This window comes from Maritalea mobilis, from assembly GCF_019800885.1.
Classification (GTDB): domain Bacteria; phylum Pseudomonadota; class Alphaproteobacteria; order Rhodobacterales; family Rhodobacteraceae; genus Roseibacterium; species Roseibacterium beibuensis.
In genome coordinates, this window is record NZ_JAHVKE010000001.1 from 1,371,558 (window position 1) to 1,390,520 (window position 18,963).

General features: G+C 57.3%; 20 protein-coding genes and 2 pseudogenes. 8 read left to right on the forward strand and 14 right to left on the reverse strand.

The genetic code is table 11. The features are described from left to right. Positions 1-252 precede the first annotated feature (252 nt). Positions 253-483, reverse strand: coding sequence for a hypothetical protein (locus KUV65_RS06590; RefSeq protein WP_222188686.1), 231 nt, complete (start codon positions 481-483; stop codon positions 253-255). Here KUV65_RS06590 and KUV65_RS06595 point away from each other — a divergent pair. After that, complete coding sequence (locus KUV65_RS06595) at positions 482-676, forward strand: hypothetical protein (RefSeq protein ID WP_222188688.1); 195 nt, start codon at positions 482-484, stop codon at positions 674-676. The two genes, KUV65_RS06590 and KUV65_RS06595, sit on opposite strands and share 2 nt — an antisense overlap. A 193-nt stretch (positions 677-869) precedes the next feature. Further along, positions 870-1,061 carry an META domain-containing protein gene (locus tag KUV65_RS06600; RefSeq protein ID WP_222188690.1) on the forward strand — a complete coding sequence of 64 codons (192 nt, stop codon included), beginning with the start codon at positions 870-872 and terminating at the stop codon, positions 1,059-1,061. Between the two features lie 4 nt (positions 1,062-1,065). On the opposite strand, the gene KUV65_RS06605 is transcribed toward KUV65_RS06600, so the two are convergent. Continuing rightward, a complete protein-coding gene (locus tag KUV65_RS06605; RefSeq protein ID WP_222188692.1) occupies positions 1,066-2,742 on the reverse strand; it encodes an alpha/beta hydrolase in 1,677 nt (558 codons plus the stop codon). Between KUV65_RS06605 and KUV65_RS06610 the strand changes: the two genes are divergently transcribed. From KUV65_RS06610 to KUV65_RS06620, 3 genes and pseudogenes are all read left to right on the forward strand, one after another. Further along, positions 2,717-3,664, forward strand: a complete 948-nt coding sequence (locus tag KUV65_RS06610; RefSeq protein WP_222188694.1) for an alpha/beta hydrolase — start codon at positions 2,717-2,719, stop codon at positions 3,662-3,664. The two genes, KUV65_RS06605 and KUV65_RS06610, sit on opposite strands and share 26 nt — an antisense overlap. Before the next feature lie 51 nt (positions 3,665-3,715). After that, positions 3,716-4,869 (forward strand): annotated as a pseudogene (locus KUV65_RS06615) (IS3 family transposase). Positions 4,870-4,900: 31 nt separating this feature from the next. Continuing rightward, positions 4,901-5,305 (forward strand): response regulator transcription factor, encoded by a 405-nt coding sequence (locus tag KUV65_RS06620; RefSeq protein ID WP_222188695.1) that lies wholly within the window; start codon positions 4,901-4,903, stop codon positions 5,303-5,305. A 99-nt stretch (positions 5,306-5,404) separates the two neighbouring features. Here KUV65_RS06620 and KUV65_RS06625 read toward each other — a convergent pair whose 3' ends face one another. From KUV65_RS06625 to KUV65_RS06645, 5 genes are all read right to left on the reverse strand, one after another. Then, positions 5,405-8,842, reverse strand: a complete 3,438-nt coding sequence (locus tag KUV65_RS06625; protein WP_222188697.1) for a PAS domain S-box protein — start codon at positions 8,840-8,842, stop codon at positions 5,405-5,407. After that, positions 8,839-10,125, reverse strand: a complete 1,287-nt coding sequence (locus KUV65_RS06630; protein WP_222188699.1) for an FIST signal transduction protein — start codon at positions 10,123-10,125, stop codon at positions 8,839-8,841. Before KUV65_RS06630 ends, KUV65_RS06625 begins: the two co-directional genes overlap by 4 nt. Before the next feature lie 59 nt (positions 10,126-10,184). Next, positions 10,185-10,841 carry a response regulator gene (locus KUV65_RS06635; protein ID WP_222188701.1) on the reverse strand — a complete coding sequence of 219 codons (657 nt, stop codon included), beginning with the start codon at positions 10,839-10,841 and terminating at the stop codon, positions 10,185-10,187. Positions 10,842-11,058: 217 nt separating this feature from the next. Then, a complete protein-coding gene (locus tag KUV65_RS06640; protein WP_222188711.1) occupies positions 11,059-11,631 on the reverse strand; it encodes a LabA-like NYN domain-containing protein in 573 nt (190 codons plus the stop codon). A gap of 77 nt (positions 11,632-11,708) precedes the next feature. Next, positions 11,709-12,095: a hypothetical protein gene (locus tag KUV65_RS06645; protein WP_222188713.1), complete on the reverse strand. Its 387-nt coding sequence runs from the start codon at positions 12,093-12,095 to the stop codon at positions 11,709-11,711. An 864-nt stretch (positions 12,096-12,959) separates the two neighbouring features. Here KUV65_RS06645 and KUV65_RS06650 point away from each other — a divergent pair. Then, positions 12,960-13,196 (forward strand): hypothetical protein, encoded by a 237-nt coding sequence (locus KUV65_RS06650; RefSeq protein ID WP_222188715.1) that lies wholly within the window; start codon positions 12,960-12,962, stop codon positions 13,194-13,196. 158 nt (positions 13,197-13,354) lie between these two features. Here the strand turns inward: KUV65_RS06650 and KUV65_RS18090 are convergent. The 3 genes and pseudogenes from KUV65_RS18090 to KUV65_RS06660 all read right to left on the reverse strand — a co-directional run. After that, positions 13,355-13,483, reverse strand: a pseudogene (locus KUV65_RS18090) (IS5/IS1182 family transposase); the annotation flags it as partial. After that, positions 13,431-14,060 (reverse strand): hypothetical protein, encoded by a 630-nt coding sequence (locus KUV65_RS06655; RefSeq protein WP_222188717.1) that lies wholly within the window; start codon positions 14,058-14,060, stop codon positions 13,431-13,433. The pseudogene KUV65_RS18090 and the gene KUV65_RS06655, both read right to left, overlap by 53 nt. A 104-nt stretch (positions 14,061-14,164) precedes the next feature. Then, the gene (locus tag KUV65_RS06660) at positions 14,165-14,809 is read right to left on the reverse strand and encodes a hypothetical protein (RefSeq protein ID WP_222188719.1); all 645 of its coding nucleotides are present in this window, start codon (positions 14,807-14,809) and stop codon (positions 14,165-14,167) included. A gap of 417 nt (positions 14,810-15,226) precedes the next feature. Here KUV65_RS06660 and KUV65_RS06665 point away from each other — a divergent pair, with 417 nt between their 5' ends. Beyond that, positions 15,227-15,859, forward strand: coding sequence for a hypothetical protein (locus KUV65_RS06665; RefSeq protein ID WP_308124579.1), 633 nt, complete (start codon positions 15,227-15,229; stop codon positions 15,857-15,859). A gap of 207 nt (positions 15,860-16,066) precedes the next feature. Here KUV65_RS06665 and KUV65_RS06670 read toward each other — a convergent pair whose 3' ends face one another. Next, a complete protein-coding gene (locus KUV65_RS06670; RefSeq protein ID WP_222188721.1) occupies positions 16,067-16,735 on the reverse strand; it encodes a hypothetical protein in 669 nt (222 codons plus the stop codon). 35 nt (positions 16,736-16,770) lie between these two features. After that, positions 16,771-17,160 carry a hypothetical protein gene (locus tag KUV65_RS06675; protein WP_222188723.1) on the reverse strand — a complete coding sequence of 130 codons (390 nt, stop codon included), beginning with the start codon at positions 17,158-17,160 and terminating at the stop codon, positions 16,771-16,773. Here KUV65_RS06675 and KUV65_RS06680 point away from each other — a divergent pair. Continuing rightward, positions 17,144-17,467 (forward strand): hypothetical protein, encoded by a 324-nt coding sequence (locus KUV65_RS06680; protein WP_222188725.1) that lies wholly within the window; start codon positions 17,144-17,146, stop codon positions 17,465-17,467. The genes KUV65_RS06675 and KUV65_RS06680 overlap by 17 nt on opposite strands. A gap of 554 nt (positions 17,468-18,021) precedes the next feature. Here the strand turns inward: KUV65_RS06680 and KUV65_RS06685 are convergent. Continuing rightward, entirely contained in the window at positions 18,022-18,333 is a 312-nt protein-coding gene (locus KUV65_RS06685; protein ID WP_222188727.1) for a hypothetical protein, read from the reverse strand. Between the two features lie 6 nt (positions 18,334-18,339). After that, positions 18,340-18,708 (reverse strand): helix-turn-helix transcriptional regulator, encoded by a 369-nt coding sequence (locus tag KUV65_RS06690; protein WP_222188729.1) that lies wholly within the window; start codon positions 18,706-18,708, stop codon positions 18,340-18,342. Positions 18,709-18,963: the final 255 nt, after the last annotated feature.

Genomic DNA, 18,963 nt, shown 5'->3' on the forward strand with positions numbered 1-18,963 from the left:
CTGCACCGGGGTATTCTCCTGTCTCTTTTTGGGCAAAAAGCCACGTCAGGGAGGGCTGTTTTTCCGCGAAGGCCAATGCAGATCGCCGAAGGGCAGCCGAACTCGCAATTATCGCCCTCGTGACCGCAACCGAAATCTGAGCGAGGGGCGGTATAGAATTCTCTTCCGAGAAGCTGCTCAGCAGACATAATCCCATCAAACAGTATGGCTATGCTGTTCTTTGCCCTGGAATTTCTTGAATTTGGGCAAATCTCAATGGGCATCGCCTTCGATCGGATTGCTCGTTGCCGCGCAATCGAATGAAGATTTTCTTTCGAAAGCTGGGAAAAAACCAAAGATACCCATCCGGTCGCTTCTGCCCAATGCGGCGGCCACGTTTCCGCCCCTTTCCGCCTCGAATTTGATCGCCAACAAGGAACAAAGGGCTGCCGGTGCGTGCAGCCCGAAGAACTGCAAACTGAATTGAGCGGAAGGACCTCGCATGAAACACATCGCCAAGTACGTCACTGGAGAGGCAGGGGCCATTAAGGTCGACTGGATCGTTCTGACCGCGGCTTGCATGTCACTCGCACTTGGAGCCGTGTCTTTAATCTCCGGCGGTGTTCGCGACGTCGGGCTTGAAGCCACTGCAATGATGTCGAACTATGAAATCGATCATCATTTTGATACCGAATAGAAAATCCATGCGCGGCAGGTGCCCCCGAATGGCGTCAGCAATTGAAGGTATTGCTTGCGGCCGGGTAGTTTGAGTTTTGTGACTGCGTCGCGTTGCAGGCCATGGGCGATCACCCCTAGGCCCCTTCGAGACTGCGGCGATCCTGTTCGGTGCGGTTCTGGCGGTCACGCTGGCCAAGACCTTCGCTGAATTCTTGGCCCATGCGCTGGATGCGGGCGAACCTGTGCCGCGCGCTGCATGGCGGGCGGCTTGCCGACCGGCGGTCGAAGTCCTCGAACGCCGCTTCCTCGGCGTGTTGGGTAACGTGTCACGCTACAGAGGCGGGCTGGTCTTGCTGGATGTTCAGGGACATGCGCTGCTGCATTTCGTCGAGCCATCAGACTAACCCTTTAGCGCAGATCGTTCGAACACCCGGCCTGAAACCCGTTGTCGCAATGGGCGATCAGGCGCTGCGTATCGGCGGGGGTCCAATTCGCGGGGTTTGTGACCTGAACCCAGGGCCCCACGTAGTCTGGGCCATAATAGGCATGCCCGTGGCCCGGCGGCGAGCCGAAGGACAAGGCCATGTCCAGGGCCAACTGAAACTGAGTGACAACGGGCATGAAGACGAAATGCTCGGACATGTCGGCGGCGGGGGGATCGCGCATCCATTGCGGCGCCCGCCAGAGCGAAGCGGGTTCGTAGAACACCACCGGATCACTGGAATACTGCAAGAACACGATACGCATGTTCCCCCACTCGGCCGGGGCCTCGGACGCGTCGCTGGTGTGCGATGCGTACCGCACCAACGATCCGTCCCCCACTTCAGGCAGGACCCACGGACTACCCGGATTGCGCTGGTTCTGAACATAGGACCAGAAGGCCGATGGAAAGGGTGGGCCGACCCAGAAGGCGCCGTCGATCGGATCGTCGAGCAATCGGAACAGGTTGGTGGCATGCATGGACGACCACGCCCCAAGGCTGAGGCCATGCACGTAAAGGCGTGGCCGCTGATCGGGCGGCAGCGTCTGCCAATATCCATGCACCACCTCCTGTAGGGCGGTCGCCTGTTCGAGGCCCGTATTGGTCTCGAGGATCAGGGCAAGGGGGGATTGAAGGTAGGAATACTGCACCGCCACTGTCGCGATATCGCCGTTATGCATGTACTCGACCGGGTCGTGCGAGCCGGGGTCCATCCAGCCGGTGCCGGTGGGGCTGGCCACGATCAGCACCTCCCGCTGGAAGGCGTCGAGGCGGATCAACTCGGCCAAGGCAAGCTCAGCGCGGTCCAATGGCGTGTCCGCATTCGCGCGGCCAACATAGACTCGGATTGGGTCGAGGGCGTCGCGGCCCGTGAAGGCCGAGATCACCTCTGCATCCGGCCCCGTGGTGATGAAATCACGCCCCGGTGTGCCGATCCCCCCCCAATCGATCAGCGACGCGGCGCTGCCGACCGTCATCGGGTCATTCGGAGGCGGGGGGGCTTGATCGAATAGCGCCTGCGCGGCCTCGTAGCTCTCATCGAGGCCGAGGATGACCCGGTCCAGAATGCCGTCGCGCGTGATGACGAACAGCAGTGCAACGACCGTGACAAAGCCCAACACATTGGCACGTCGGGGCGGCATGATGCGATAAAACCGCTGTCTGATCAGGCGAAAGAGCGAGGCAACCAGGCGCCCGACAAAGAAGCAAGCGGCAAAGGTTGCGAGAGCGATCGTCACGATGCGTGCAAGGTACAGACCGTCCGCCAGCTCCATACCCATCTTCTCGCGCAGATCGTTCTGCCATGTCAGGCTCGACCCAAGAACCCACGTAAACAGGATCAGGACAAAGATTGAAACAATCCATGTCGCGATGCGCGCGGGACGGCCTTTCAGCTCAGGCAAGTCGGCCGCCCGCCACGGCAGCGCAACGACCTTTCCTGCGAGATAGCCAAGCGCCGTCAGCAAGCCGCCGAGCACACTCTGCGTTTCAGGGCCGCGTGGGATCAGCGAGGGCGTCAGAGATGCCGCGAAAAAGACAAGGCCCAACAAAACACATGGCACCGAGACAGGACCGATCATGCGGGAAAAGGTATTTGCCAGCATCACGACCTCCTGCAAGTTCGACGGGATGCGGAGAATGTTGGCAAAGCCCACCCCGCAACGCCAAGGTTACGTCGATGCGCCTGTCGAGGAGAATAGCATGCATGATTTTTTTGCAGGAGCGCGCGGAATGCGAGGCGTGTGCATGGTCATCGCGACAACCATGCTGGCCATGCCCGAACCGTCGAGCGCGCAAGCCGACCTGTACGCTGGCGAGGTGCCATTCCTGACCCTGCGCAATTTGACTGAGGCCGACGAACCGGGCGAGCTTTTCGGGGATGAGCGCAGCGCGATGAGCGCCGGGCGATGCCACGTGCGCGAGCTTGATCTCCAAGGCCTGTCATCACTTGCAGATGCGGCGCCGTCCTTTATCCGCGAAGAGTTCCTGAGTGTCGAAAACATCGAACTGTCCGACCCCGCGGACATCCTTGGAAGTTGGCCAAGGGGAGCGGACACCCCCGCACCCGCGCTCTACGTTCATGGGTACTATATTGGTTTCGAAAAGGGATGTCGCCGGGCCGCCTTGCTTCAGCAGAACGCCAATATCGAGGGGCGTTTTCTGTGGTTCAGTTGGCCGTCCGACGGATCATTGGCCTATTACACCCATGACGAAGCAGATCTCTACTGGAGCGTACCCGACATTGCCGACGCCATTATCGAACTCGAGGCTCGCTTCGGCGGAGGTGTCATTGACGTGGTCGGTCACAGCCTCGGCGCGCGGGGTGTGGTTCTGGCACTCTACGATGTCGCCAGTCGCGCGCCGGAAACGCGTATTGACGAAGTTGTGCTTCTGGCACCCGACATGGATTTCGGCATTTTTGAACGCATGTTGCCGCGCATCCGACCGATCGCGGACAACATTACCGTCTATGTCAATGCAGGGGATCGGCCATTGGTGAGCTACCCCCCGAAATTCGGACACTGACGTAGGCTACGATTTGCGGTCTGCTGATCTTCGACGAGAAGGAGATCAGAGATGTCGAAACGGAAGCAGCATGCGCCTGAGTTCAAGGCGAAGGTGGCGCTTGAAGCGCTGAAGGGTGAGCAGACGGTGGCCGAGCTGGCGAGCCGGTTCGGGGTACATCCGACGATGATCCACGCGTGGAAGAAGGCTCTTTTGGAGGGCGCGTCTGGCGTATTCGCACGGGGCGGCAGGAAGGCCCCGGAGATCGACGAGGAGCAGGTCAAGGAATTGCACGCCAAGATCGGGGAGCTGGCCGTGGCCAACGATTTTTTGTCCAGAAAGCTCAAGCCGTGGACCGGCAAGTGAGGCGGAAGATGGTTGAGCCTGCCAATCCCGATCTGTCGATTGGCAAGCAGTGCGAGTTGCTGTCGATCTCGCGGTCCTCGTTCTACTACCAGCCCAAGGGCGAGACGGCGCTGAACTTGATGTTGATGCGCAAGATTGACGAGCAGTTCCTGGAAACGCCGTTCTTCGGGGTGCGGGAAATGACCTAGCATCTGCGCAACGAGGGCCACCTGGTGAACGAGAAGCGCATCCGTCGGCTGATGCGGCTGATGGGCCTGATGCCGATCTACCAGAAACCCAATACAAGCAAGGCTGCGAAGGGGCACAAGACCTATCCCTATCTGCTGAGAAGGCTACGCGTGACCCGACCCAACCAGGTCTGGGCCGCGGACATCACATATCTGCCGATGCGGCGCGGGTTCCTGTATCTGGTCGCCATCATGGACTGGCAGACCCGCAAGGTGCTGGCCTGGCGGATCTCGAATACGTTGGAAGCGGAGTTCTGCGTCGAGGCGCTGAACGAAGCGATCCACCGCTTCGGCCCGCCCGAGATCATGAACACCGATCAGGGCTCGCAGTTCACGCCCTTCGCCTGGACCGACCGGTTGCGCCGATCCGGCGTGCGCATCTCGATGGACGGCAAGGGCCGGTTCCTCGACAACATCTTCGTGGAACGGCTCTGGCGGAGCCTGAAATACGAATGCGTCTACCTGCACGCCTGGGAGACCGGATCAGAAGCGAAGGCCGGCGTCAGAGAGTGGATCGAGTTCTACAACCGAAGGCGCCCCCACTCCGCCCTTGGCGGCAAGCCACCGGCCGTGGTCTATTGGCTGAGTAGAGACGAAACCCAACCCGATCAGCAGGAGCAGAGAGTAGCTTAGATCACGCCGGAAACTGTCCAAGGATCGGGGAGTGGCTCAGGCCGATCGCGTCGCCATCCTGACGGGCAACACCTCTCCACTCATCGTCGAGGAGGCGCTGAGCCAAGGCGCCGCAGGTTTCATCCCCAAGTCACTACCGGCGAAGTCCCTCATTAATGCTATTCGGTTCATGCACGAGGGGGAAACATACCTTCCTTCTGCGTTCTTACAGGCCCCGATCATCAACTCCGCCAATTTCATTCGTGAAAAGCTGTTGCCCCGCGAATACGAGGTGCTGCAGCAGGTCTCTCTTGGCAAGAGCAACAAGGAAATCGCGAACGAATTTTCCATCAGCGATGCGACTGTGCAGGTTCACCTCAAGGCGATCTTCCGCAAGCTCGGGGTCAAGAACCGGACGGAGGCCGCGCTGATGTTAAGCAAAGCCACGGTTGAGTGAGCACTCTTTGCTTTTGTTGTCGAAAACGTAGGTTTTTATCGAGCGCGGGGGATGTGCCGATTTCAACATTCATAGGGACATCCCCTAAGGCTCGGAACACTAGCTGTCCTCCGATCGAGAGGAAACTGCCGCCCGCACAGCTCTCACCAAGCTGCACTCATTAACGGGCTTGGTCAGCACAGAATGGAAGAGATTTCCGTTCCCTCCGAGAGTCGCGGGCTTCGCAGTAACGAGCACACATGGAAGCGGTGGATCTTGACGTCTTGCGATGCGCGCTAGGTCCACGCCACTGGCACCGGGCATATCGAGATCCGTGACAATAACCGAGTATCGACCCGGCTCGGTCTCAATGTGTTTTGGGGCATGCTCTGGATCAGAAAACACGGTGCAAATCGCACCATCCTTGGCAAGCATTCCTGATACGATATGCGCGATATCGCTATTATCGTCGACCACACATACCCGCCGTCCAGACAGATCTACATTTGGTGTTACATCGGTGTCATGGCTGGTCTGCTTCTCAAGAAATTCCGTTCTGGTGGCGGGCCACGCGACGACAAAAATGCTTCCTTTCCCCAGTTGGCTGTCTACCCATAGCGCTCCGCCAATCTCTTTGAGGATGCCTGCCACGATCGGCAGGCCCATCCCGGTCCCTGCATCTCCCTTCGTTGTCATATAGGGTTCAAAAAGTCGATCGCGAACCGATGGATCAATACCATCGCCGGTATCTAAAACAGCGAAATATTCGTAAAGTTCATCGGCGTATAAATGTCCAATATCAGGCGCAAGCTGGACATGCTGCTCGGCGTTGCTACCGGCCAAAACTTGGACTGTTGCGTTGTCTCCGGACTCACAGGCATTCAGGGCTAGGTTGAGAATGACCTGTAACAATGCCGTTCGGTTGGCAAGAACAGGCATTGCAGCTTCTGGCAGCGCGATGTCTACCGCATGTTTATCGATACGCTCCGTACCGAGAAGATTGACCGCATCGACGATGGTGTCGCGCAAATCCAAGATGCATTTCGGACTGTTTGGTTTGGAAATATCCCCGAGACTGTCCACCAGATCACGTGTTGCATCCATTGCGCGCGCGATGCGGTCCAGACCGATGTGAATTTCTTCGTTTTCTAAGCCGTACGGCTCCAACAACGTGACAGACCCTGAAACGACTGCCAGAAGGTTATTGAGATCATGAGCAACACCGGATGCAAGCTGTGCTACGGTTTCACGACGTTGCGCCACCTGAAGTTCTTCTCGCAATCTTGCGTGTTCTGCCTCCATGATACGTTGCTGGGTGATATCGCGCGTAATGCAGAGTACTCCACCGTCCTCTGTCAGGCTAAGTGTCAAGTCTTGATCGATGACCTCACCGTTGCGGCGAATGCCCTTGAGATGCCCGCGCCACTTCTTTTCGGCCCTCAGGCGCGGAAGGATCTCAGTAGACATCTTGGTTTCGCCGTGGGTTGTAGCAAGGTCTTGCCATTTTAGTGTTTTTATTTGCCCATGGCTCGTCACGTCGAATATGCGTCGATACTCGGCATTCATGTAGACAAAGCCCCCCTCAGAATCCGTTATCGCAATGCCGTCGCTTGAGGACTCCATCGCCTGCGCGCGGACACGCATTTCCCGCTGATGCGAAGTCTGCAATGCAGTGATGTCGGTCTGAATAGACACGAACCCTTCCAATCGGCCGCTCTCGTCATAAAGGGTTTGGATGTCCTTGTTGACCCAGTATTCTGCGCCCGAGCGGCTGACGTTGAGCAACTGCGCTTGGATCGGTCGTTTGTCGCGTAACGCGGCACGGACTCGGTCAACAATCACGGGATCCGTTCGCTCGTTTTGCAGGAAATCGCCTGGCTTCTGGCCGCGGATTTCATTGAGCTTCCAACCAGTGTGACGCTCGAAAGCCGGGTTCACCCAATCCACCCGACCTTCAACATCTGTGACTATCACTAAGTTGGACGTAAGCTCTGCGATGCGGCTAAGGCGTCTGATTTGCAGCTGTTGCTGCCGGCGCATCGTGATATCCTGCACCACGAAAACGTAGCCCCCAGTGCCGAGATCGGAGTCTCTCTTGGCTGTGGCTGATGCCTCGAACCAAAGCGTTTGACCGTCGCGATCGATGGAGTATTCATGCTGTTCGCTATGACCTGCTTGATCTGCTTGCTCCATCATTAGTCGCGCCAGTGCAGCTAAATTCGGCGGCAGGACGTCTTCCGGAATTTGGCCAACCGCATCTTCCGGCCGTAGGATAGGTTCGAAATCCCCTGTGGAGCGATAGCTTTCGAAGCGGCCATCCGCATCAAACTCAACGACGAGATACGGAATGGCCGCAAGCGTCGCCTCGGTTCGGTTGCGTTCCTGTATTAGGTTGGAAATGGCATTCTGTGCCTTTGTCTCGGCAGCAGTGCGATCGAGCACGACACCGATAGCATTCGCGACCGATTTTAAAAGCTGTATCTCGACCGGCGTAAAGGTGCGCCTCGCCCGGACGGCGTCAAAGCCCATGAACCCGGTCAGCTGCCCATTCTTGGTCATCGGCACAGCAAGCAGCGACAAGATGCCCTGCATTTGCAGTACCTCCTTTACTGCCGAGCCATCCGAAAGGGCGTCCACGTTGGGGATATGGACAGGCAAGCCAGAATCAAGATCAGGTCTCCACTCCGCCATGATGTCGTCGGGCATGTCCTGCAACTGGTGGATCATCGGCTCGATCCCTGCCGCAACCCATTCATGCGTGTTATCAAGCCGATCCGGTGGCCTGAGCCGGAACACATATGTACGGTCGGATCCGGCGAGCTCGCCGGTGCGCGCCAGCGCGAGGTCGATGGCCTGATCGACCGAACCGCTACGATCAGCGAGCAGTTGATTTGTGATGGTGATGATTTGGTCCTGCCATTCCACCACACGCTCGTACGCGCGGCTCAGAACGTCGAAGGATGTTTCCGGAAAAAGCGACGGCGCCGACTGGTCGCCACCATTGTCGATTATTCGCGCGAGGATCGAATTGTAATGCGCCAGTCGGAGGCGATCGAGGGTTTGCTCAAGCAGAGAAGCTATGCGCTGAAGCAATTCCAGATCGAAACGCGAGAAATGCCCCGCCTGCGAAGACCATAAAGTCAATGCCATATGTTCATCTTCAGGCACTGCAACCGGCGCAGACAGAAGCGAAAGGAAGCCAGTTTTTTCGACAAGTGTATCGTACAGACCTGCATCGCGCAGATTCGCAAAGCGTCGTGGCTGCAAGAATGAACTTGAACAAATCTTCAGTTCCTGCGCGTCGATATCGCAGCGTGTCGAAGCGCGGATCCTGACGCCCTCAGTCCCGTCAAAAGAAAGCAATAGCCCCATATCTGCGCCGGTGGCATGTTGGCAGATTTCCAACACATACCGCAATCCCTCGTCCGGAAACTCGCTGCGATGAAGCACGTCCATGGCAGCCAAAAGTGTATTGGCGTGGCCAGACGAGATCTTCTCCTTCTGAAGGAGGCGCTCACGATCAGCCAGAGCGGAAAGAAGGCGTTCTGCCTCGATCATCTCGGCGCCCCGTCCGTTATTGATCGCGGTTGCGTTGCGTTACTACCAAAGACAATGGCTACTACCATCAGGTTACCGTGCTCGGAGTCGCCGCGAAATGTCTCGCCCTGTTCGCCGAAACTGAACACCCCAAGAAATGGAGCATCGTCAAGCGCTTTACAGATGCCATGCACGACATCATCCATCCGCGTGCAGACCGACAACATGCAACCGCCGCAATACACGATCAGTCCGCCGGTCACCTCATCCTCAGGAAGCTGGTCACGGCATGCTGCCGTGATACGCCCGGCGCGCTTCGCAAGACTATCCTCCGAACCTGACATCAGCCAGATCTCCTCGCCCTCTGGGATGTGCGCGAAAAGCTCGAGCCGTCCGTCCACATGCGCGACGACTGGATGCACAAGAAGATGAAATGCAGCTCCGTCAAACTCGTAGGATTTGCGCCCGAGCGGGCACATCGACGCATCGGAAAGGATTGGCAGGCTTTCTGTTCGTGGCCGGACGGGCAAGCCCGCCCATTCCAGATAGACATCGGCCGCAGGGCGTCTGTCGATCTCGATCAAGCAACGCCCATGCGCGCGCGTCACCGTCCCATGCTTGTCCGTCGGTGCGTATCCGTTCTCGAAAGAACATGCGACGGGAACGGACGGGAACATCACCGAGATCACGACCGCGTCTTGCGCGATCCCATCGATCGCAAATTGGCTCCAGTTACCCGTCACGTCGTTGTCGGCGGAACTGCCCCCAACAATCAACGCCGGACGTCCGATAACATCTTTGATGCCTTCGAGTAGCGCCTCCTCATGTCCGGGTGCAGAGGTCAGCCAAACGAGGTCCGGCGCCTCGCCGGGGCGCCCAGCTCTACGCAGAGCCTCTCGAGTGACACGTTGCGCCGCGGCACGCGGATCATCGCCGATCGGTTCAAGTGCCGTCCCGTAGGCGCCTTGCGGATCCCAAATCGCAAAAGCGCCGATGGCCGTGCCGGTCGCAATCGCAGGTCCTTCATCAGACATGACCCCATGGCAAGACGATCCGCCATGAAGCGCGCCACACCCCAAATGAGCAACGGCCTCTTTCCAAACTTCTTCGGCGGCACGCATTGTGCCGTAGTGCAGCGTCACGAAATCGGGCTTGCAATTTGTTGCTCCAAGGCGCGCAGCCAAGTTGCCGATGGCATCCGCGACACTGGATGCTTCACTTACAGCGGTGGCTATTCGAAAAGAGGCCGCGCTCTCGCCAGCAAGGGCCACCGGCGCTTCGGGTCGTATTTCTGGTTTGGTCATCTCAAGCGCCGAAGATTAGGCTTGTCCGCACGTAATGCAGGTGATTACCTGCGCTGTCGTCAAATCATTTCTTTCTTAATCGCCATGATGACAGCCTCAGTCCGGTTTCGAACGCCCATCTTACGACAAATAGATTTTACATCCATTTTGACGGTGGTTTCCTCGACGCCGAGTTCGCTACCAATTTCTTTGTTCTGCAGCCCTTCGCACAACAACGCGAGAACACGCTGCTCACGAACCTTGAGATCGAAGGGGATGTCGCTATCGGACGACCGGCGCAAAATGAAGTCACTGGAAAGAAATATCTGGCCGTCAGCGATGATTCGTATGGCATGCCCCAACATCTTGGGCGGCAAGGATTTGGGGATAAAGCCGGATGCGCCTGCTCGTATGGCTCGCTCAACGACAGTGTCGTTGGCAACCCCTGAGAACAGAGCCACAGCACCTTTATTCGCCTGCAGCAAAGTTTTTAATCCATTGAGTCCGGTCATGCCTGGACCCTCGTAATCGACAAGGATCACGTCGTAGTGGTCAGCCTGCGCAATCAATTCCTCTGCGACCCTGACATTCATCGCGACGTCAACGTGAAACCCCTCTTCTTTGATAAGAAAGTCGCCGAGCGTCTCGGTTACGAGGACATGGTCGTCCACTATGAGCACGCTCGGCATCTCCTTGCGGGCCTTGGCTGCACGTTCCATCGTCACCACCCGTTCCATCGTCACCACCTGCTCTCTCTATCCATTGGTGCAATGTCTTCGTGAGCAGTTGGCTTAAAGTTTGTCAACGCAAACTAACTTAAGAGGCTCATAACATCCAAAGAGAAAGATAGCTGCAGTTGGAGGGTTCGGAAAGAATGCGGCCAGCATCTGCAAATTTCCGCGTATTATCAGTAGACTGATGAAAAAAATCAGAACGTAAGCCAGCGCAAACTGTTCAGATTCTGTCAGGGCTGCAATTTTCAAGCTCGGGGCGGGGTTCGCGCGGCGGGCGGCCGATCACTTCCTTGAGCTCGTCCAGCTCGATGAAATTGTCGGCCTGGCGGCGCAGGTCGTCGGCGATCATCGGCGGCTGGCTGCGGATGGTCGAAACCACCGACACGCGCACGCCCTTGCGTTGCACCGCCTCGACCAGCGGCCGGAAATCGCCATCGCCCGAGAACAGGACGATGTGGTCCACATGCTCGGCCATTTCCATCGCGTCCACGGCCAGTTCGATGTCCATGTTTCCCTTCACCTTGCGGCGGCCGGTGGAGTCGGTGAACTCCTTGGCGGGCTTCGTGACCATGGTGAAACCGTTATAGTGGAGCCAATCGACCAGCGGCCGGATCGGCGAGTAGTCATCGTTTTCCAGAAGCGCGGTGTAGTAGAAGGCCCGCAGCAATTTGCCCCGCTGCATGAACTCCTGCCGCAGCAGTTTGTAATCGATGTCGAAGTTGAGAGCTTTGACGGCCGCGTAGAGATTGGAGCCGTCGATGAAAAGCGCCAAGCGCTCGTCCCGATAGAACATTCGATAATTCCTTTGAAAAATGAGGTTTGAGAGGGCGTTTCCGCTAGGCCCACATCTTTGGCAGAACCTTCGATCGGTTAATCGCTTGCGCGATTACCCATAAAAAACCCATGGTTGGAGAGTGTTGCATTCAGACCAAGGGCCAGTGCAACGCGACCAACCGGCAGTCGCAGGCTTGCGTCTGCAAAGTGCATGCGTTCGGTTGTAAAGTCATTTGCCGCAAGGAACCTGGAAGCGATCATGACGGGCAATTCGGGGAAGTTCCTACGCATGGTGTGCAGCGCATCGACCGCAACGACGAACGTCGGGAAGATATCGATATCAACCAGAAGAATGGGTGCGGTACGGTCGACAGCCGTTTTCTGTGGCACAGCGTTTAGATCTGGCAGGATGGTCAGGTTGCGAACCCGGCCGTTTAGCCAACTGACATGGTCGATCAGCGTCGATGTGGTTTGGCAAATCATGCAAACTGAGCGCTGAGATGCCCATGGGCCCAACAAGAAATGATCTTTTGATGATTGGTGATCGGTTTGGCTGGCGCGCGACGATGATATCTTGGGTGAGGGAAAATTTTCCGACCTCACATCGTAAAAGTATGACTTCAATGCCGCGATCCCAGATAGCGGCCAGCGATCATGTCTCATTTTGGTGGCGGTACGTTTGGTAAGTCATGGAGTGGGTTGATTTAACCGGTAACCCAACAAGCACCCAAACCGTTGTGAGATTTAGTTTTTTGGGGCGCTCATTAGAAAGTTTTTACGCCCGCGAGGCGCAGCATCTTCATTGAAGCGCGATCAATCTGCTTGCACGTCTCAACAAACACATCGCCCATATCGGCGCGCGAGTCGTCAAAGGTATCAGTTGAACCAATTAGAAAAAGCGCGTGATCTTCGACGTCTCCATGCGATTCCGCTCCTCTCCCAGCCTGGGAAACTTATCGGAAAACTCCAGCTTCAACCGATCCAATTTTCAGGGAGCAGAGCACTGAATTTGGGTATTCGGCTTCGTCGTTTGGCGCAAGCGTGCCTTGCCGTGAAACTTCGAGAAGAAGGGCCCAAAACGCGCCATCTGCGCATCCGTCAGCCAACAAAGATCAGATGTGTTTACCGCACGTTTTTTTCACCGTGAATCACGCTCGATGCACAGACCAATGGGTCCTGATCCTAATTCTCCTGCGCCTGAGAACATCCAATGCAAATGAGCATATTTGCTCTCGAAAGAATGCATGTTGCGCCCGGCACTGTGTGGTATATAGATGCCAGTAATTAACTAGTGGTTATGTTTAACTTGAGCCCATAGCAAGGATGTGGCGGTTTCATTTCCAACCAATGATCGCCACATCCATTTTAACGACAAAGATCCTGCATAATGACGAAGGAATACGCCACATGCGACAAGAGCGAACCTTCGTTCAGCCGGAGTTTGTTGGTGAAAACGACGTGGGCGAGAAAGGAAAACAAGACAAGTTCGATCTTTTGAAGGTCATACTGCTTAACATCATGTTCTGGGGGTCGGCCGCTGTCAGTCTCGCTTTGATTTACCTGGTGGTGTTCGTGGCCCTCTAACTCTTCGCAACGCTCATCCATGACATTTCATCAAGCTGTGGATGACCGATGAAATTCCAATATATTTTAGGAATGGGGTCGCCTTTGTTGCATAAATGTGATGCTGGCCAAGGCCCCATTTCCCCGCACGGCCTCATTCCTCAGCGTTCGTGACCAGTACCTGCCGGGGCTGCGTTCCAGCTCGTCTCCGGATTAAACCATGAAGCCAAAGAGACCCGTGGCCTAAGCGCTCCGTCATAGGCCGGTTATTTCCTGGTCTTGTAGTTCGGGGGAATGCTTCTGCTCATGCTGCCCAGCCGCCTCGCTGGATTCACGAGATGAAGCTCTTACCGGATTTGCGCAACAGACCCTAGACAACGCCGTTTGAAGAGCTCGCTTCAGTCGCTTTTTGGTTACGGGCTTGCGAAGCGTGACATCACCGATTGGCCGTCGATCCGTCCCGAAATCATCATCGCGCACTTGATATGAAAGAAGAATAACGGCCACGTTGGATGCGCGGCGGCGAAATGCGAGAAGGATATCGACCGCAGTGCCAAGGTCGGGGAATGCATCGACGTTGAAGATTATTACGTTGAATGGATGGTTGAAAGACGGCAGCGTTTTAAGCTGACTTACTATCGGACTGGTGACTACTAGCGCCACCCCAAGTTTGCGGGCTTTTTCATGCAATTCTGACGCCTCCGTATGCTCAAAGCCAAGCATCAGGACGGAAGCCTGCCGCAAGCCACCGGCTTTGATCCTGGAGGGTGTCGAATGTGATAGTTGGTCGATCATTGCCTCTCCATCAAAGGGGAGCACATTCGTTGGCGAAGTTTGTGTAAGGCCTGGCTGAACGATCTCTGTGCCGTGTACTTCGTCGCGCATCTTTTGACTTCCTCTGCAATGCTGGAGCATCTTGGCGCTCTCCACGGTGCCGGCTTTCCCGGCTGACGCAGGGCCTCGCTACCGAGGTCCAGTGCTGCACTGGCTCAGTGCTGCATCGGTTTCCGCCGAAGTGGCAATGTAAACCGATGATTTGTCATCGCTGCGCTGACCGCCAACCCGAGCGCCGGGCGAGAGATCGGCAAGCGCACGCTCACGTCGGCGACCTGGAACCTTTCGCAGCTCATGTCGTGCTCCGGAAACTGGTCGAAGGCCACGGCGACCACGACACCGGGCACGTCGTTTCGAAGTGCTATCAGCCAGTCGATTGCGGTGGCCAGACGCGGGAATACTGCAAGGTCAACGAGCAGTATGGCGCCAGGTGAATCTCCGACATTCGGCGCGCCGCGCACATCTGCGGGTTCGGACGTGGTGCTGCAGCCCTGCGTCGCGTCATCGAGCCAGCTCGCGTGACGCAAGAGGGTGGATCCTTCGGGGGCCAACATGACCACGCGTCTTTCGACCGCGCTCGGCCCAAGCAGGTGGGACACCGCGCTCAAAGGCGACGGCGTCAGATAGCAGTCGGAAGGTCGAGTGGGTCTGCTGGTGGGGTGGAGCCTTGCGTCAGCGGTCCAGCGGGGCGCCGGCGCCATTATGTCGACCGACGCGCCGCCGCCCATTGCACAGGTCATGGGCTCCATGAAGCCGTGCCCGTCCATTTTCTTGATCATCGCGACAAGTCTTTTCAACATCAGTGCGCCCGCCTTTCCGCTCCTTTGGAGGTCCCGGCTTCGTCCTTGATGTCACACGCGCCATGATGAGACCAACCATGCGTACGTCAGTCGCTCAATGAAAAGGTTTGCGAAGCCAAACTTTCGTAAGCGGGCGCGGACGAACGGAGAAACGAAGGGTTTGGTCAGCGCGATCAGTCAGAGGCGACCGAGATGCTTTTTGCTTCGTCCGACGCATTTGGGTGACCACTTGGGGCGTCGCGAGGCAGATCTCCAAGCGCCTCGTCAACGGTATGGACCTCTGGGGTCAGCGACGGCAGACTGAACTACCCCGGATTTGCCGAAGACGCCATCCTATTTAACAGTTTGAGCCTTCGGCAAATCCGGATCGGTTCATTTCGGCAATAAGCATTGCGCTGACAGGCTTTCGGGCGCGATATTCCCGCCGGATTTCTCTGTTATCCGGCGGCACAAGCCGCGGACATTACGGCCTTCAAGGCCACGGTCGTGCCGGTCGGCGAGGATCAGGCCCCGCTGATCGAACAGACGAACGAGATCGTCCGTCGGATCAACGCAACAGCGGGCAGCGCCGTATTGCCCGAGGCGCGGGCGATCATCCCAAGGACAGGCCGGTTACCCGGCATCGACGGCAAGGCCAAGATGTCGAAATCCGGTGGCAATGCCATTGCCTTGTCCGCGTCGCCCGGGGAAATTCGCAGTGCTGTCAGAGCGATGTTTACCGATCCTTACCACCTGCGTGTCGAGGACCCGGGTCGCGTTGAGGGCAACGTTGTCTTCACCTATCTCGACGCCTTCGACCCGGACCAGGACGGGCTTGCCGAGCTTAAGGCACATTATCAGCATGGCGGACTAGGCGATGGTCAGGTCAAGGCGCGTCTGGAAGCTATCCTTCAGGACCTGATCGCCCCAATTCACGAGCGCAGGGCAAAACTCTCCCAAGACCGGAGATACATTCGTGAGGTGATAAAGGACGGCACGGAACGGGCGCAAGAGCGCACCGAAGCGACAAAGCGCGAGGTGGTGAATGCCTTGGGTCTGTTCCAGTTGTAGATGATCAGCGACGGGCGCTCCGGATGAAGGTCCGTTTCGCCCTCAATCGCCGACCTCAGCCGATCGAAAACGTGCAGGATTCACGAATGGCCGGTCCGGTGAAGCTGCATCACAGCGTCCGGCCAGAACGCCAAAGTCCGGTATGGGCCGGAAGTGACCTGCCACGGCATCGCGAAATGCCAGAGTGGATAAGCCCCCCTACCCTTTTCAAGGCTCCAACCGATCACCAGGCTCAAACGATTTCGATCGCTCCTCGTGGACCGCTGCCGAACATGCCTGCTCCAATCGAGACACAAGATCATCGGCAGTGAGCCGGTGCAGTGTATTCGCGTCGGGGTTGAACTCGATCACGTCCGTGTCCGGGTGCGATGCGATCAACCGATGTACCCATTGAAGCTGGCGCACGATGGTCTTCGGCGTCTCGCCGATCAGCCCGGGTGTGATGAACACACGATTGTTCGCCTCACTGTTTGGCCCCACATCTTTCGGAGCTGCCGCCATCAACTCTTCCAATTGCTGCTGCGCCTTTGCCTCCGCTGCCTTTGGACAAGGCATGATACGAGGCGGACGGCGCCGCAGGAATGCTGAGCGCACGGCCGAAAGGGTTTCTTCGGAGGCGCTGACGAGATCTCCGGGCGCGGTCGGATCATGAAATGGCCATCCGCGTTGGTTAGTTACGATTTCCCAGCGATTGGTCTTTGCCCAAAAACTCGCGAAGCTCATCGCTTCGCTCTCGCCGCTGGCGTCGGTCGACAAGCGGACAAGATTTGGATGGAGCCGAAGTCCAGACTGGTCCGCGAACCGAACGCGAAAGGCCTTCTTTTTGGGGTCCAGCTTGATTGTCGGCTTGGATTTCCACTTTTTGACGAAGCGCAAAACCCTCGCGAACAGATCACCGAGCGGCGAAAGCGTCAGGCTTCGGCGAGCAGCATCTCGCGAAACGGATGAAGCGTCTGGTGCAAGTCTTCCAACAAGACGGTCTGACGCTCTATCTGCTTCCCCTGTTGCTGCAACATGTCCTCGAGGACCCTCATGCGCTTGTCCAACTGCTCCAGTTGGGCGTTCTGGCCTTGCATCTGCGTTTCGATCCTCGCCAGCAATTCCACGAGACGCTCCCCGATCTGGATGGCTTGATCCTCCGGTCGATCCAGCATTTCCAGGTACAATTTCAGGAGTGTAGATGTGTCCCTTTGAATCTCGCCCGTCGTGTCCGCCGTGTGACCAGACACGAACATTAGGTTGTCCAATCGTGCCATGACTTCTTGAATCTGCAGCTGCTCGAGGGTGGTTTCGCTCGTCATCGTACCGTTCCTTTTCGGTCAACTTGTCAAGTTTTGGAGAATGTGTCGCCAGCGCATCCGCAAGCAGCAGAAGGTCCAGGCGGTTGCGCAGTCGGCGCCGGGCTGCATTGTCCACAAAGCGCTGCCCGAGCGCTTTTGGCATCAGATCGTCGCTCAGATGGCGTCCCGCGATCTCGTAAGCGGGGTCTTCGCTCAGCGAAAAACGGAAAGCCATAATGTCTTTATTGTTCGGCGCCTGGTTCACCAGAACGCCTTGCGAATGCATTTCGCGGCGAAATTCTTCGACGCTTTCCGGCTGCCGTGCTGACAGAACGAAGCCGACTGACGACGCGATCTGCCGCATCACGTCCGATTTCAATCGCCGATTTGGCAGGTAAATTCCATGGAGGGGCCGTGCGCTCGGCAATCCAAGATGCTTGCGAACAAATATCTCCGCACGGTCACATCGCGCCTTGCGATTTCTGAGATCGATCCAGCGACCGCTGAAGCTACGAGGCAACAACACGGTATGGCTGTGATCCTTTCCACCCCGGATCGTCGGCCGGTGTTGTGCGGAGATCCATGGGATCGAGAGCGGATCAAGCCCGAGGCCAGTCATGGCCGTGATGAGAAGATTTTCCCATTCCCCTTGTCCGAGGCAAAGGCCCGGCGGCAAGGAGATCGTCATGTGGATCCACGGTTTTACCGGGGCATCTGGCGCGGCCGTATCGTCGACTAGTTGCTTCATATGCAAGGCTGTGTGCGGAACACTCGCGGAGGGAACCGTTCCGCCGATGAGGTCCGTTTGATATCCCTCCGCGCCCCGAAAGGCGTAGCCCAGGACACTCCCGGGCAACGCGTGTTCTTTGAGGTACGGGCGGGTCATTTCCCACCCGCCCTCTTCGGCGTCGTCTGGAGCTGCCGCACCAATGCCCGCAGGTCCTTCGCCAGTTTCTCGAGCTTCTCCACACCCTCACCAGCCGCAGTAGACTTGAGCAAACGGGTCAGGTGGTTCACGCCAAGGCCAAGCAGCGCGATGGAGCGGTCACGCTCGACCTCGCGCATCGCGAGGCCAAGAACGAGGGTCCGCCGGGTGTACTCCGACTTCGTTTTGATGCGTGCCCGTGCCATATCAGCGAACACCTGCTCAGCGAGTTCGTGGTCGAGCCAAGCCTCGAATTTTTCTTTTCCCATCTCCGCTCACCCTTCGAAGTCAGATTCATTAGGGTCGAAAGCGTGATCCTCATACTCGACACATTCCCTTGTCGCGATGTATGCCGCGACTTCGTCAGGCAGCCACCTGATCGTACCCGGCCCGATCCGGCGGGCCCTCGGAAAACGCGGATCCGAAGTCATCCACCGGTGCAGCGTCGAGCGCGTCACACCGAAGATGACGAGCAGTTCCGCACGCGTCAGCAGCGGCGCCGTCCTGTTCAGCCGGATCGCGGGCGCTTCATTGCCCCGCGCATTCGGCCCGCCCTCGGCCACCTTGCATTCAGGCACGTCTTCAGACTGCGCCTCCGGCACATTGCGCGCCAGCGAGGCACGCCGATTAAAATTTTCAGTCACGATTTGGACTCCTCGTATCGCAGTCTTGACTACATGCGAAAATCGAAGCAACGTCCGAACTGTCGAGGAACGTACATTGCCACTTATCGCACCGGCGGAAAGCCTTTTGACCCGCTGGTGGGATAAGTGTGCGAGAAATCCGTGAAAACGAAAACCCGGATTTTTGGCCCTAAACACGGTTTTCCACATATTCGTGGATGCCGGCGCTTGGCCCCTATCTTCACGAGAACTGCAGCAAAATGCTGCATCGTCTTA

Excerpts from the sequence above, each read along its gene's own strand:
- KUV65_RS06595 (WP_222188688.1), top strand. The coding sequence starts at position 482 with ATGAAACACATCGCCAAGTACGTCACTGGAGAGGCAGGGGCCATTAAG.
- KUV65_RS06590 (WP_222188686.1), bottom strand. The coding sequence starts at position 483 with ATGCGAGGTCCTTCCGCTCAATTCAGTTTGCAGTTCTTCGGGCTGCAC.
- KUV65_RS06610 (WP_222188694.1), top strand. The coding sequence starts at position 2,717 with ATGCGGGAAAAGGTATTTGCCAGCATCACGACCTCCTGCAAGTTCGAC.
- KUV65_RS06605 (WP_222188692.1), bottom strand. The coding sequence starts at position 2,742 with ATGCTGGCAAATACCTTTTCCCGCATGATCGGTCCTGTCTCGGTGCCA.
- KUV65_RS06625 (WP_222188697.1), bottom strand. The coding sequence starts at position 8,842 with ATGATCGAGGCAGAACGCCTTCTTTCCGCTCTGGCTGATCGTGAGCGC.
- KUV65_RS06630 (WP_222188699.1), bottom strand. The coding sequence starts at position 10,125 with ATGACCAAACCAGAAATACGACCCGAAGCGCCGGTGGCCCTTGCTGGC.
- KUV65_RS06635 (WP_222188701.1), bottom strand. The coding sequence starts at position 10,841 with ATGGAACGGGTGGTGACGATGGAACGTGCAGCCAAGGCCCGCAAGGAG.
- KUV65_RS06640 (WP_222188711.1), bottom strand. The coding sequence starts at position 11,631 with ATGTTCTATCGGGACGAGCGCTTGGCGCTTTTCATCGACGGCTCCAAT.
- KUV65_RS06645 (WP_222188713.1), bottom strand. The coding sequence starts at position 12,095 with ATGATTTGCCAAACCACATCGACGCTGATCGACCATGTCAGTTGGCTA.
- KUV65_RS06650 (WP_222188715.1), top strand. The coding sequence starts at position 12,960 with ATGATCGCCACATCCATTTTAACGACAAAGATCCTGCATAATGACGAA.
- KUV65_RS06655 (WP_222188717.1), bottom strand. The coding sequence starts at position 14,060 with ATGCGCGACGAAGTACACGGCACAGAGATCGTTCAGCCAGGCCTTACA.
- KUV65_RS06660 (WP_222188719.1), bottom strand. The coding sequence starts at position 14,809 with ATGTTGAAAAGACTTGTCGCGATGATCAAGAAAATGGACGGGCACGGC.
- KUV65_RS06675 (WP_222188723.1), bottom strand. The coding sequence starts at position 17,160 with ATGACGAGCGAAACCACCCTCGAGCAGCTGCAGATTCAAGAAGTCATG.
- KUV65_RS06685 (WP_222188727.1), bottom strand. The coding sequence starts at position 18,333 with ATGGGAAAAGAAAAATTCGAGGCTTGGCTCGACCACGAACTCGCTGAG.